The sequence below is a fragment of the Streptomyces sp. NPDC030165 genome, from assembly GCF_055573595.1.
The window spans coordinates 63267-76041 of the sequence record NZ_JBVIBD010000001.1 but is presented as its reverse complement, the minus strand read 5'-3'; the positions used below and the strand labels follow the sequence as shown (position 1 = coordinate 76041).

Annotated in this window: 10 protein-coding genes; 6 read left to right on the top strand and 4 right to left on the bottom strand. The window is 73.4% G+C overall.

Annotation, left to right across the window (positions count from 1 at the left end; all coding sequences use genetic code 11):
* The first annotated feature begins 11 nt into the window (after nucleotides 1–11).
* Complete coding sequence (locus tag ACZ4Z1_RS00290; protein ID WP_032926544.1) at nucleotides 12–236, top strand: DUF397 domain-containing protein; 225 nt, start codon at nucleotides 12–14, stop codon at nucleotides 234–236.
* A gap of 264 nt (nucleotides 237–500) precedes the next feature.
* Here ACZ4Z1_RS00290 and ACZ4Z1_RS00285 read toward each other — a convergent pair whose 3' ends face one another.
* The 4 genes from ACZ4Z1_RS00285 to ACZ4Z1_RS00270 form a co-directional block, all read right to left on the bottom strand.
* Entirely contained in the window at nucleotides 501–1715 is a 1215-nt protein-coding gene (locus ACZ4Z1_RS00285) for an RICIN domain-containing protein (RefSeq protein ID WP_468484327.1), read from the bottom strand.
* Nucleotides 1716–1972: 257 nt separating this feature from the next.
* Nucleotides 1973–2656: a hypothetical protein gene (locus ACZ4Z1_RS00280; RefSeq protein WP_468484326.1), complete on the bottom strand. Its 684-nt coding sequence runs from the start codon at nucleotides 2654–2656 to the stop codon at nucleotides 1973–1975.
* 431 nt (nucleotides 2657–3087) lie between these two features.
* Nucleotides 3088–3882 (bottom strand): DUF2637 domain-containing protein, encoded by a 795-nt coding sequence (locus ACZ4Z1_RS00275; RefSeq protein ID WP_468484325.1) that lies wholly within the window; start codon nucleotides 3880–3882, stop codon nucleotides 3088–3090.
* 65 nt (nucleotides 3883–3947) lie between these two features.
* On the bottom strand, nucleotides 3948–4196 hold the full coding sequence (locus tag ACZ4Z1_RS00270) for a hypothetical protein (protein ID WP_468484324.1): 249 nt from the start codon (nucleotides 4194–4196) through the stop codon (nucleotides 3948–3950).
* A 522-nt stretch (nucleotides 4197–4718) separates the two neighbouring features.
* Between ACZ4Z1_RS00270 and ACZ4Z1_RS00265 the strand changes: the two genes are divergently transcribed.
* The 5 genes from ACZ4Z1_RS00265 to ACZ4Z1_RS00245 all read left to right on the top strand — a co-directional run bounded on the left by ACZ4Z1_RS00265 (nucleotide 4719) and on the right by ACZ4Z1_RS00245 (nucleotide 12746).
* Nucleotides 4719–6275 (top strand): cytochrome P450, encoded by a 1557-nt coding sequence (locus tag ACZ4Z1_RS00265; protein WP_468484323.1) that lies wholly within the window; start codon nucleotides 4719–4721, stop codon nucleotides 6273–6275.
* A 14-nt stretch (nucleotides 6276–6289) separates the two neighbouring features.
* Nucleotides 6290–7474: a terpene synthase family protein gene (locus ACZ4Z1_RS00260; RefSeq protein WP_468484322.1), complete on the top strand. Its 1185-nt coding sequence runs from the start codon at nucleotides 6290–6292 to the stop codon at nucleotides 7472–7474.
* A gap of 157 nt (nucleotides 7475–7631) precedes the next feature.
* On the top strand, nucleotides 7632–9008 hold the full coding sequence (locus ACZ4Z1_RS00255; RefSeq protein WP_468484321.1) for a protoporphyrinogen/coproporphyrinogen oxidase: 1377 nt from the start codon (nucleotides 7632–7634) through the stop codon (nucleotides 9006–9008).
* A gap of 264 nt (nucleotides 9009–9272) precedes the next feature.
* On the top strand, nucleotides 9273–12203 hold the full coding sequence (locus tag ACZ4Z1_RS00250; RefSeq protein ID WP_468484320.1) for an ATP-binding protein: 2931 nt from the start codon (nucleotides 9273–9275) through the stop codon (nucleotides 12201–12203).
* 42 nt (nucleotides 12204–12245) lie between these two features.
* A complete protein-coding gene (locus ACZ4Z1_RS00245; protein WP_398351098.1) occupies nucleotides 12246–12746 on the top strand; it encodes a hypothetical protein in 501 nt (166 codons plus the stop codon).
* Nucleotides 12747–12775 lie beyond the last annotated feature (29 nt).

Here is a 12775-nt window from a genome sequence, read left to right as displayed (position 1 = left end):
CCGAGGGCATCATGGAACAGCGGCTCGCGGACGGGACCAGGCCGGAGCTCGACCTGACCGGCGCCGCGTGGCAGTCCAGCAGCCAGGGAATGGGGGACGTGCAGGTGGCCTTCGTCGAGGGCTGGATCGCGATGCGCAACCGGCGCACGCCGGACGTACCCGCGCTGGTCTTCACGCCGGCCGAGTGGCGCGGCTTCGTCCTCGGCGCCCGGGACGGGGAGTTCGACCTCACCTGACGTTCAGCGGGGGCGTTCTCGGACAGGCGTGACACAGCCGCGCTCGCGCAGGGATGGCGCGTCGTGGTCCACGGCGTTCCGGCGCAGGTCCAGCTTTTCCGGGCACGGCAACTAGGCCATTCAGTGCGGTACTTCGTGCGGACCGTTGCCGCGCATGTCATGCACGCAGGCCGGCGGACGGCCCGGCCCGCCTGTCAGGGCGGGCGGAACCGGGTGACCGGGCGGAGACGGCCGCCGGTCACCCGGCCGCGCGCGGCCGCTGCGTTACGCCCACAGTCCCAGCAGGAACGGATAGGCGTTCAGGACCGGCGCGGGCCCCTGGACGAGGTCGCGCAGGGTGAAGACGGTGTACTCGGTGCCCTTGGTGGCGAAGAAGTGCACCTCGTCGCCCACGGTGGCGGAGGCCAGCGCGTCCGGGGCCTGCCAGCCCTCGGGCAGCTGGTCCAGCGGCACCGGCTGCACCTCGCGGAGATCCGGCGCGCGGAACCGGCCGTCGATCAGAACCGTGGCCTGCTCGCAGAAGAGCAGGTACTGCGAGTCGTCGGGCCGCGCGGGCGCCGCCTCCAGGACCCGGCCGTACGGCTCCAGCTCGCGGGACGGGAAGTACTCCTCGGTCCGGTCGATGCCGTCGTCGCCCTTCTCGGAGAAGGCGACCGTCAGGTCACCCTTGACTCCGAGGTACGTACGGGCACTGTGCCGCGGGGCCCGCGTGACGAAGTCGAAGCCGCCGTGGAACTCCTTGGGCAGGTGCGGGAAGCGCGTACTGATCTTCCGTGGCCCCTCCTCGACCCGGTTGCGCGAGGAGAACCGGATCACCTCGTCGCCGCGGAAGCCCTCGAACCGTACGTACGGCGTGGTGTCGCCCGGCACGTACTTGGCGACGGTCCCGAAGACGCCCCCGGCGGCCTCCAGCGACGCCTTGAAGACGTGCGTGACGGTCGAGATGATGCCGCCGCCCGGCTCCACCAGCAGCCCGGACAGCGCGTCGAAGACCGGGTCGCCGCCGCGTGCCTCGACCGGCTCGAAGATCCACTGCTCGGCGGAGCGGTAGGCGCCGGTGTTCTCCGTCGACTGGTCGATCACCGCGCCCGTGGCGGCGGCGTTGTCGCGCACGTTCACCCACAGGCCGCTGTGCAGGTTGGCGATGCGGTACGGGTCCTCGTCGACCAGCTGCCACGACTGGCTGCGGTACGCCGGGGTGTTCTCCTCCAGGTGCTCCTGGACCAGGGGCGTGCCCTTGTCCTTGCCGCACCTGCGGGCCTGGAGGTACCCGCCGCTGTGCTGGTTCTGCACCCGGAAGGTGCGCTCGCCCCCCGGCGCGGACTCCAGCCGCCATGCCTGGGCGGCCCGCTGCGGCCAGTCGTACAGCCGCTCCTGGACGATGTCCGCGGGGGACTGTTTGGTGTGGCCCTTGACGGTCAGGTACAGGCCGCTGCTCACGTTCTTGATCAGGTACGTGCCCTTGGCGCTGACGCTCACGGGGACCTCCTGGGAGCGGACGGAAAGAGTTCCGGTTCCGGCGTCCCACCCTAGGAGCCCGCTCCCCGGGGCGCGACGGTGCGGCCACCAGACCGGCCAAGGTCAGGTCCCGGCCCCCGGCCGGGTGCGCACCGCCCACAAGGCCCGATTCCCGGCGGCCGCACTCCGTCGCTCCGGTCGGCACCTCAGCAACGACCGGAACAGCACGCAGGAAAGGCGCCCGCCACCCGCGCGGCGGTGCCCGAAGGGCCGTGCTGTCAGTGCTGGTTGGGAATGGGGCGGGCGCGCTCCAGCGAGTTCGCCTGGGCGGGGCCGTGCTCGGGGTGGTCAGCCGGGTCCACGGCGCGGGACGCGTACGCGGTGGGAGGCTCCGGCGGCGGGCCCTGCTGGGGGTCCGCCAGGACCGTGGTGGCCAGGTGCCGCAGCACGTCCGCGTGGGCGTGCAGCATCTGGTGCGTACGGGTGTCCTCGGGGTCGGCCAGCAGGATGCGGGCGGCGGTGTTCACGGCACGCAGCCGCGGCTTCTGGGCCGTACGGTGCGCCCGGGGCAGCGACCGCCAGGCGGTGTTGGCGACGGTGATCAGCCGCCACAGGTCGTTGGTGGCCGGGTCGATGTCGTAGAACCGCAGGCCGTACCGGCCGACGAGCCAGTACGAGAGGGACAGCGCCGCGGCCGCCACCAGGTCGAACGTCACCCACGCCCGCGCCATGTGGTCGCGTTCCATGGCCGCGCCGACCAGCAGCGCCACCCCCGCGCCGCCCGCGCCGAATAGGACCGAGGCGAGCACGCCGAAGAACGCGACGGCCGGCACGATGCCGATCCCGTTCTCGCTGTCCACCCGGAGCAGACCCTGCCAGTGCGGCGCCAGGTAACGGGCGTAGCGGACGGGCTTCGGGGCGGGTTCCGTGACAGCGATTCTCTTCGCCCAACTCACTGCCATCGCTGCTCACTCCTTCGTCGGGCACGGACGCACGGGTTCACGCCTCCACCAACGAACAACGGAATTACCGGATACGCTCGCCCGGGTCAAACAACGTTTCTGCGGTGGAGTTTCCTCCGGACAGCCGGGCGCATGGGGGCGTAGGCAGACAGGGGTGCCGGAGCGCCCGCGCACGACCGCCCGAAATGCCACCGGCATTCCGGGACATGCCGCGACGAGCCCGCTCGGCAGGCTGATCGGAGGATCGGACGGCCGTTTGCCGGCAAGTATTTCGGCAACGCCAGGAGAAACGCCGAGAATTGTTTCCCGCCGCCGTCCGAGAGCCACGGCACGGTAAAAGGAGAAGGACCGGACAACGGGGACCGAAGACCGCCGCACCCCGGCGGCCCTTCGCGTGAAGGGCCGCCGGGGCCGCGGACGGCCGGCGGGGCTCAGCGGCCGGAACGGTGCCGGTGGGCGCCGCGGTGGGAGTACGCGTGCCGGGTGGCGGCCGCCGGCGGCCCGGGGTCGAGCTGGCGGATGAGCTGGTGGAAGCAGAGCAGTACGGTCACCGGCGGGAGCCCCGCGACGGTGATGCCCGCCGGGGTGGTGGGCGCCTTGGCGATGCACAGCACCGTGGCCACGGCTGCGAAGAAGATCACGACGCACCACGAGTGGGCGGTGCGGCGCCGGTGGGTGCGGGCCCGCAGGATGGACAGGATGGCGGCCACCCACGGCCCGTAGACCAGCAGCGGCCACACCTGGGCGATGCGCGGTGTCGTGGCCTCACCGGCCAGGGCCCGCAGCGGCGGGTAGGACGCCACCGCGGCGAGCATGGCGACCGCCACCACGATCACGGACGTCAGGGTGACGGTGACCAGGCTCAGCGTGCGCCGCCACGACCGGGTGCCGCCCTCCCGGCCCTCGCGGGCGGCGCGCAGGAGGGACGGCTTACGGTGGCTGTGCCGCTCGGAGACCGGCTGTTCGGCGGCGACGGGCGGCTGCTCGGCGGTGTCCAGCAGCTGCGCCAGTTCGGCGTCGAGGTCGTCGGGGACGGCCATCGGTGCCGCCGCGTAGGCGTCGTAGGCGTCGGCCAGGCTCTCGTGGGCCGGCTGGTCGCGGAAGAGGGGACCATCCGCGAGGCCGAACCCGGCCGTCAGGTCGGGCTCGGAGGTGACTTGGGCGGGGATCCGGTACCCGTCGGCGGTGGACGGCATCAGCAGGTGGAGGGTGGGGGGATCGTACACGGCAACTTCCCTGCGGGCTGGGCGGCGGCGTCGAGGCCCGGGCTGTCAGGCGGCGCGGGCCGCCCTCAGCACCGCCGGGGCCCGGTGCCGTACTCGGCTTCGGTCTGCTGCGACCAGAGCGTCGCCTTGATCCGGTCGAGTTCCGCGCCGAGGCGGTCCAGCAGATCGGCGGAGAGTTCCGGGCGGAAGTATTCCCTTTCGCATTCCGTTTCGGCCTGTGGCCGGTCGGTTGCGGGGGAGTCGGAGATGCCAACGGGCTTGAAGAAGCGCCGGCCGAGACGTCGTACCGGCTGATCCACAGGAGTGTCAGGCATACATGCGGAACGAATTCGCCCGTCACAAAGGGACGGGTAGCCGGTCCTGTCGAACCGAAGTGAACTCAAGAAGAGGTGGAGGGTGCGAAGAGGAGGTGATCGGAAAGGCGGATGATTCACATCCGGTCCGCCGCCGGCGCCGTCCACCGGCCGCCGGTGCGGGCGCCCCTATACCACCGGCCCCCGTCGCGCGTCACCACGGCGTGGAACGGCGTGTTCGGGCGGACGGCCGCGGCGCGCGGCCGCGTGCGCACGAACGGCTGTGCGCCCAAGGGCGCCCACCTCGGGAGCGAATCGTTACTGCCGACGTCGGGGCGGCTCCGGCGCGCGCCGTACCGTTTCAGCGTATGCCGCTCCGGTGAGCTGGCCCCCACTCCGACGCGCCCCCTCCAGAAAGTATGTCCATGGGACCGCCAGGGTGCCCCGGGTAGGTAATGGTGCGTCACATCTACCTGTCCCCTCCGCACCCGGGCCCGTCCGACGACGGCCCGGGGCACCGGCCGAACACCGAGGTGGTACCCGATGGGAATACCTGGAGAGGCGGGCGTCCGCGCCCCGCACGGCCCCGCGGCCGCCGCACCGGACCCCTGGGTCGTCTCGACGGCACCCGGCGGCGTCCCGCTGCTGGGGCACGCGCTCCCGCTGTGGCGGCGCCCGCTCGAATTCCTCGCCTCGCTGCCCGCCCACGGCGACCTGGTCGCGATCCGCCTCGGGCCGCAGCGCGTGTGGCTGGCCTGCGACCCGGCCCTGGTGCAGCAGATCCTCATGGACCCGCGTACGTACGACAAAGGCGGGCCGCTGTACGACACGATGCGCATGGTGCTCGGCAACGGCCTGGTCACCTGCCCCCAGAACGCGCACCGGCGGCAGCGCCGCCTGGCCCAGCCCTGCTTCCGGCCGTCCCGGATCGCGGACTACGCGACGGTGATGAGCGCCGAGATCGGCGCCGTCGTCGAGGAGTGGCGGCCGGGCCGGACACTCGACGTCACCGACGCGATGATGGACCTCTCGGCCCGGGTGACCACCGGCGTGCTGATGTCCACCTCCCTCGACCAGGGCATCGCCGCCGAGGTACGCGCCTGCCTGGCGACCGCCATGCGCGGCGTGCTGCTGCGCGCGGTCGTCCCGCTCGGCCCCCTCTACAAGTTCCCGACCCCCGGCAACCTTCGCTTCGACCGGGCCCTGACCCGGCTGCACCGCATCATCGACGGCATCATCGCCGAACGCCGCGCGAACCCCGCCGAACACGACGACCTGCTGGCCACACTCCTCCAGGCCACGGACGACGGCGGCCCCGCGACCGGCGACGCCCCGGCCCCGGACGCCTCGCACGCCCCGGCCCCCCGCGCGGACGGCCCGGCGCCCGGCCGCCCCGCCACCGCCCCCACCACCCGGGAGGCACCCCACGCCCAGGAACCGCTCACCGACCAAGAGGCCCACGACCAGCTGATGACCTTCCTGGTGGCCGGGATCGAGACCACCGCGCTGGCGCTCGCCTGGACCTTCCACCTCCTGGCGACCCACCCCGAGGAGGAACGCCGGCTGCACGCCGAAGTCGACACCGTGCTCGCCGGCCGCCCGCCGGCCCCCGCGGACCTGCCCCGGCTCGGCCACGCCCGGCGCGTGGTCACCGAAGCCCTGCGCATGTATCCGCCCGGCTGGGCGCTCACCCGCGTCACCACCACCGAGACCACCCTGGCCGGCCACCGGCTGGCACCGGGAAGCACCGTCCTGTACAGCGCGTACGTGCTGCACCAGGACCCGGTGGCCTTCCCCGACCCCCAACGGTTCGACCCCGACCGATGGTTGCCGGAACGCGCGGGGAGCGTTCCGAGCGGTGCGATGCTCCCGTTCGCCGCCGGCAACCGCAAGTGCATCGGCGACCACTTCGCGATGACCGAAGCCGTGCTCGCCCTTGCCGCCATCACCGCGCGCTGGCGCCTGCGCCCGCCGTCCGCCAGGACCGTACGACCGGTCCCGGCGGCCGTGCTGAGCCCGGGCCCGCTGCCCATGGTCTGCGAGCTCCGCGGCAGGCCGGACGGCGGCGCAGCGCCGGAAGTGCCGCCTCAAGCACCGTGAACATGGAGAGAACCATGCAGGCAACAGGCTACGGCGCCCCGGAACACGAGATCCCCGCCACCCGTTCGGCCACGGTCCCGTTATCAGGGACCCGGCCGGAGAACGACCCGGACACGACGGCGACGCACGCCGCCGTCGTCGTCCCCCAGCTCTTCTGCCCCATCCCGGCGGCGCCGCACCACGAGACCGCCGGCATCGAGCGGCGGGTGGTGGACTGGATGGCGCGGTTCGGCTTCTGCGACGACGACTTCCACCACGCACAGGTACTGGCCAACCGCACCGCCGAGTGGGCGTGCCGGATCGCGCCCGACGGCGCCACCGACCCGTTGCAGATCGGGGCCGACTGGTCCTGCCTGGGCCTGCTGCTGGACGATGTCTACCTGGACGGCGGGCTCTTCAGCCGGAACCCGGAACGTTTCCTCCCGATGGCCGTCCAGGTGATCCACGGGGCCGACCACCCCGAGACCACCGACGACTCGACGGCCGACCCCTACACCGCGGCCTTCGGCGAGGTCTCGCACCGCTACCGGCGGCACGCCTCCGGCACGGTCGTGCGGCGCTGGGTCGACGGTGTCGCCGAATGGTTCCTGGCCGCGTGCGTCGGCATGGGCCAGCGGGCCTCGGGCACCGTACCGAGCCTGGAGGAGTACCTCGTGATCGGCCCGCGGGACCGCGGCACCAAGGCGTCCATCGCCGTCATCGAGATGGCCGAGGGCACCTCGCTGCCCAACGAGGAGGCCGAGACACCCCGAATACGAGCCCTGACGCAGATCGCGTCGGCGCTGGTGACCTTCGCCAACGACGTGTACTCGTACCACCGCGAGGTCAAGGAGCAGTCCCTGGAGTCCAACCTCGTCGGCGTCCTGGAGCACGAACTGCGCGTGCCACCCCAGGAAGCCATGGTCAGGGCGGCCGCGCTGCACGACCGTCTGATGTGCCTGTACGTCACCCTGCGCGACCAGACCGCCGCGCGGGCCGCTCCCGAGGTGCGGTGCTACCTCGGACAACTGGACCACTTCATCCGGGGAAACCTGGACTACAGTGCCGTGACCCCGCGCTACCGCTCCGACCCTGGCGCCGCCCCCGATCCGGCGCCCGCGTTCGGTGTCTGGGCGGACTCGCCCAGTGATGGGAGTCTCGAACCGCTGCCGCTGCGCCCGGTCGCGTGGTGGTGGGACCAGCTGAGCCCCGCGATGTGAACCCCGGGGGACGCCGCGTCCCCCGGCTCCGCGGTCCGCGGGGGCCGGCCCCCTCCCGGCGGCCTCCGCGGACCCTTCGGCCTTGTCCCCACGTCCCGGTCCCCGTGCCGGCGCCCCGGCGGGCGCCGCCGGGCACCGGCAGGAAGGGTGAACCGTTGTGAGTGCACAACCCCGTGTCGTCGTGGTGGGCGGCGGTATCGCCGGCCTGTCCGCGGCCTTCCGGCTCCAGCGGGCCGGCTGCGAGACCGTCGTCCTGGAGAGTGCCGGACCGGAGATGGCCGGCGGCCGGATGGCCACCGTCAACGTCTCGGGATTCGCGGTCAACCGGGCGGCGACCATCCTCATCCACAGTTACCGCGAACTGATCCGCCTGATCGCCGCGGCCGGCCTGGCCGGCGAGGTCGTCCCCGGGAGCGACCTGTTCGGTCTGGTCCGCGGCGGCCGGGTGGACCGCGTCCGCCTCGGCTCCCGCCGGCAGCTCGCCACCGGCGGACTGCTGACCAGCTTCCCCCTCGGCGACGTCGCCAAGCTGCTGCGCGACTACCGCCGCATGCGCCCGCTGCTGGCCCCGCACGACATGTCCCCGATGGCCGCGGCCGACTTCGAGTCCGTCCACCAGTACGCCACCCGCCGCGGCCTGCGGCCCGAGACGCTGGAGTACCTGCTCGACCCGCTCGTCTCGGGCCTGTGCCTGGGCGAGCCGGAAGAGGTCTCGGCCGCGATGCCGTTCGTCTTCATCGACGTCATCCTCTGCGGCGGCGGCTTCTTCACCTCCAGGGAAGGCGTCGGCTTCCTGCCCAAGGGACTGGCCCGGCAGCTCACCGTCGAATACCGCGCCCGGGTCACCTCGGTCGAGGACCGCGGGGACGAGGTGGCGGTCACCTGGCACCGGCCGGGCGAGGCGGAGCACCTGGAGACCGCCGCCGCGTGCGTGCTGGCCGTACCGCCGCCGCAGGTGCCGCCGCTCTACGGCCAACTCACACCCGATCAGCGTGAATTCCTGGACGACGCCCCGTACGCCCGCAGCATCCACGTCGCCTTCGGACTGGACCGCCCGACGGCGGAACGGGCGATGCTGGTCCAGGCGTCCCGCGTCGAACACCCGGACCTCTGCGCCTTCGTGCTGGAGCACAACCTCTCCCCGCAGCGCGTACCCGAGGGGACCGGTCTGGTCATGACCCACCTGCGGGGCGCCTGGTCGGACCGCAACTGGGATCTGGGGAACGACAAGGTGGTGGACCACGTCCTGGCGGGCGTCCGGCGGCTGGGCATCCTGCCCGAGCTGGAACGCCACACCACGATGACGCACATCTGGCGCGTCTCGCCGTGCCTGATCGGCCGGCGGCCGGGCGACTACCGCGCCGTCGCCCGCTTCGCGGCCGGATTCGACGCGCACGGCCGCGTCCAGCTCGCCGGCGGCGACATGCTGGGGCACTCCACCACCAACAGCAGCGTCTGCTCCGGCGAGCGGGCCGCCCGCAACCTCGTGACCCGGCTGCGTACCGAAGGGGCGCTCACGCCGGCAAGCCGCTGACCCGTGCACCGGTCGGGTCAACCACCCCCGGAACACCCCTGGTTCACCTGCGGGAGTGGCTGCTCCCGGGTGTCCCGGGCTGGCCGGAACGGCTGTGCGCGGGCGCTTATAGCACGGCCCGGCCGCCGGTGTGCAGCATGTCACCCATCCTGGTTACCGCGGGTCCGTATGGGCGTACGCTCTGCGCTATCGCAGGCAGAGTGCGGCCGGACGGGCCCGCACTGGCGGCGGGCGGGAGCACCCACGCGGCGAACGGATTCAGTCATGGCCAACGCATGGGAGCAGGTGCGCAATGCACGACGCGTCCTGCTCGAACGGAAAGCCGAAATCAGCGCCCTGGAAGCGGCGTTGGCCCGACTCTGCGGCCCTGGTGGCGGCCCCGCCACCGCACCGCGCGGTGGTCTGCTCTCCTTCGCCGCACCGGCCGGCATGGGCAAGACCGCGCTGCTCGCCGAGGTCCGCACCCGCGCCGCCGCGCGCGGCTGCACCGTCCTCTCCGCACGCGGCGGCGAGCAGGAACACGGCATGGCCTTCCACGTCGTACGCCAGCTCGTACAGCCGGTCCTGGCCGCGTACGACGAAGCCGCCTCCCGCACCGTCCTGGGCAGCTGGTACGACATCGTCGCCCCGGCACTCGGCCTGGTGGCCGACGCGGGCGGCAGCGTGCCCGACCCGACCGGTGTGCGCGACGGCCTGGACTGGCTGGTGACCCGCCTCGCCGTGCAGCAGGCGCCCACCGTGCTGGTCCTGGACGACGCCCACTGGGCCGACCAGGAGTCCCTGAGCTGGCTCACCGCCTTCGCGCCCCGGGCCGAGGACCTGCCGATGCTCGTGGTGGTCGCCTACCGGCCCGAGGAACTGCCCCGCGACGCGGCCCCCTTCCGCAAACTCGCCGAACGCCACGCCACCCGCCCCTTCACCCTCACCCCGCTCACCTGCGAAGCGGTCGCCAGCATCATCCGCGAGGCGATCGGCGCGAGCGCCGAGGACAAGTTCTGCACCGAATGCTGGGCGGTCACCGACGGCAACCCCTTCGAAGCCGTGGAACTCGCCGCCGGACTCCGCGACCGCGGCCTCAAGGGCAGCCGGGACGACCTGCCCGCCCTGCGTGAACTCGCCTCCGCCGTCAAGGGCAAGGGCCTGACCGACCGGCTGGACCGGCTCGGCGGAGCCGCCGTCCGCCTCGCCTGGGCCGTCGCCGTCCTGGGCACCTCGGCCACCCCCGACATCACCGCGGGCGTCGCCGCGCTCGGCACCGAGTCGGCCGTCGAAGCCGTCGCCCAGCTGCGCGAGGCGCGCATCCTGGCCCAGGCCGAGGCCCCGGACGGCGTCCTGCAGTTCGCCCACCCGCTGATCGCCACCGCCGTCCACCGGGCGATCCCCACCGCGCTGCGCGTCGGTATGCACAACATGGCCGCCGAAGCCGTGGTGGAAGCCGGACTGGGGCCGACGGTCGCCGCCCGGCACCTGCTGGAGGTGCCCTGCCAGGGAGACGACTGGGTCGTCCACCGGCTGCGCCAGGCCGCGCGGGAGTACGTACGGGCCGGCGCACCCGACGCCGCCCGCCGCGTCCTGGCCCGCGCCCTGCGCGAGCCGCCCCCGCCCGAGAACCGTGCCGCCGTCCTCTTCGAACTGGGCGCCGCCACCTTCCTCTCGGCCCCCGAGGTCACCGTCAACTACCTGCGCGAAGCCCTGGAGGAACCGGACGTAGACCCCGAGCTGCGCGAGGCCGTCACCTACCGGCTGGCCCAGGCGCTCGCCCACACCGACCAGGTCGCCGAGGCCGCGGCGCTCGCCGCCGACGAGGCCCGCCGCACCAGCCTGCCCGGCACCCGGCTGCGGATGCAGGCCGAGAACTTCGTGTGGAGCGCCTTCCGCGCCGACGAACCGGACTCCGCCGCCCGCTCCCGCAGGCTGGCCCGGCTCGCCGACCACCTCACCGGCGACGGCCTCGCCGAGCGCTACATCCTGGGCCTGCGCGCCTGGGACTGCGTGGTGCACGGCGAGCCCGCCACCACCGCCCTGCGCTACGCCGAGGCGGCGCTGGTCGGCGGGCTGAGCTGGACCGAGGACAACCGGGGGTTCGAGGTCCCGGTCGCCGTCGCCATGACGTTCATGTACTGCGACCAGCCCGGCCGCGCCGAGGAACTGTTCACCCGCGGCATGGCCGAATGCGAGCGCAAGGGCTGGCGCGGCGCCCACCTGGCCTTCGGCCACGCCCTGCTCGGCTACATCCGCTACCGCCGCGGCGCGCTGGCCGAGGCCGAGACGCTGGTCCGCGAGGGGCTGCGGATCGCCGAGCGCGTCGGCGGCGCGGTGCCCGCCCAGTGGTACGCCATCGGCATCCTCATCGAGATCCTGCTCGCCCGCGGCCGCGTCGATGACGCCCAGGATCTCGCCGACCGCTTCAGCTACGGCGACGTCGTGCCCAACGCCGTCGTCTACCCCGACTCCCGCACGGTCTACAGCGAACTGCTGCTGGCCCGCGGACTGCACCGGCACGCCGAACACCACCTCAAGGCGGTCGGCAGGCGCCTGGAGGCCCGCGGCATGCGCAACCCCGCCTGGTGCCCCTGGCAGCTGCACCTCGCCCGCGCCACCGCCCTCACCGACAGCCCGCGCGCCGTCGAGCTGGCCGAGGAAGGCGTACGGCGCGCCCGCAGGTTCGGCACCGCCACGGCGGTCGGCGAGGCGCTGCACTGCGCCGCCACCGTCATCGGCGGCGGCCGGGCCCTGAAACTGCTCGCCGAGGCCGTACGGGAGCTGGAGCACTCACCCGCCGGCTACGCGCTGGCCGAGGCCCTGGTCGACCACGGCGCGGCCCTGCGCCGGGCCGGCCTGCCCCAGGACGCCGCCGAACGCCTCTACCGCGGGCTGGAGGGCGCGGTGCACTGCGGCGCCGACGGCCTGGCGGAACGCGCCCGCGACGAGCTGTCCGCCGCCGGCCTGCGCCCGCTCCAGCTCCACAGCACCGGCACCGAGGCGCTCACCGCCCAGGAGCGGGCGGCCGCCGAACGGCTCGCGCTGGGCTGGCCCACCCGCCGCATCGCCGAGGAGCTGGCCGCCCCGGAGACGGTCGTCACCCGCCTGCTGTCCAGCGTCTGCCGCAAGATGGGCACGGACTACGCGGGCCTGCCACGGCTGCTGGAGATGTCCGCCCAGGGTGCGGCCCCGGACGGGCCGCCGCCGGGTTGACGCCGGGCCCGCCGGCCGCCGGCGGCCACGTACGATGGCGGTATGTCCTTCCTCCGCCGCCGCAGCGCAGCCACGCCCGCCGGGCCTGACTTCGACGTCCTCGCCATGGACCCCGGGGACTGGCCCGGCAACCTCGGAGCGGGGCTGCTGCCCGCTCCCGACGGCAGCTGCCAGGGGGTCTTCCTGCGCTACGACCTGTTCGGCGGCCGCGGCCCCGCGATGATCATCGGCAACCTCCCGGAGGGCTCCCCGGCGCGCGACCTGGCCGACGGCCAGGTGCCGTTCGAGGTGGCACAGCTGCTCGCCGCGCTCGGCAACGACGAGCCGGTCACCGTCGTCGAGACCGAGGACACCCCGGTCATGCACGACGACAACCTGCTGATCGTCAAGCGCGTCAAGTGCTCGGAGGGCCGGATCTCCTGCGCCCAGTTCGACCGCAGCGACGGCGTGCTGGTCACCATCGCCAGCTGGGACCGCCCGATCACCGACGACCTGTACGCCCTCCTGAAGCCGCTGCCGGCGGAGATGTTCCAGCAGGGCTGAGCCTTCGGCCGGCCGGACGCCGCGCCCGG

What these genes read in the sequence shown, in the direction of transcription:
- ACZ4Z1_RS00290 (WP_032926544.1), top strand. Translation starts at nt 12, where the DNA reads ATGGAACAGCGGCTCGCGGACGGGACCAGGCCGGAGCTCGACCTGACC.
- ACZ4Z1_RS00280 (WP_468484326.1), bottom strand. Translation starts at nt 2,656, where the DNA reads ATGGCAGTGAGTTGGGCGAAGAGAATCGCTGTCACGGAACCCGCCCCG.
- ACZ4Z1_RS00270 (WP_468484324.1), bottom strand. Translation starts at nt 4,196, where the DNA reads ATGCCTGACACTCCTGTGGATCAGCCGGTACGACGTCTCGGCCGGCGC.
- ACZ4Z1_RS00265 (WP_468484323.1), top strand. Translation starts at nt 4,719, where the DNA reads ATGGGAATACCTGGAGAGGCGGGCGTCCGCGCCCCGCACGGCCCCGCG.
- ACZ4Z1_RS00260 (WP_468484322.1), top strand. Translation starts at nt 6,290, where the DNA reads ATGCAGGCAACAGGCTACGGCGCCCCGGAACACGAGATCCCCGCCACC.
- ACZ4Z1_RS00250 (WP_468484320.1), top strand. Translation starts at nt 9,273, where the DNA reads ATGGCCAACGCATGGGAGCAGGTGCGCAATGCACGACGCGTCCTGCTC.
- ACZ4Z1_RS00245 (WP_398351098.1), top strand. Translation starts at nt 12,246, where the DNA reads ATGTCCTTCCTCCGCCGCCGCAGCGCAGCCACGCCCGCCGGGCCTGAC.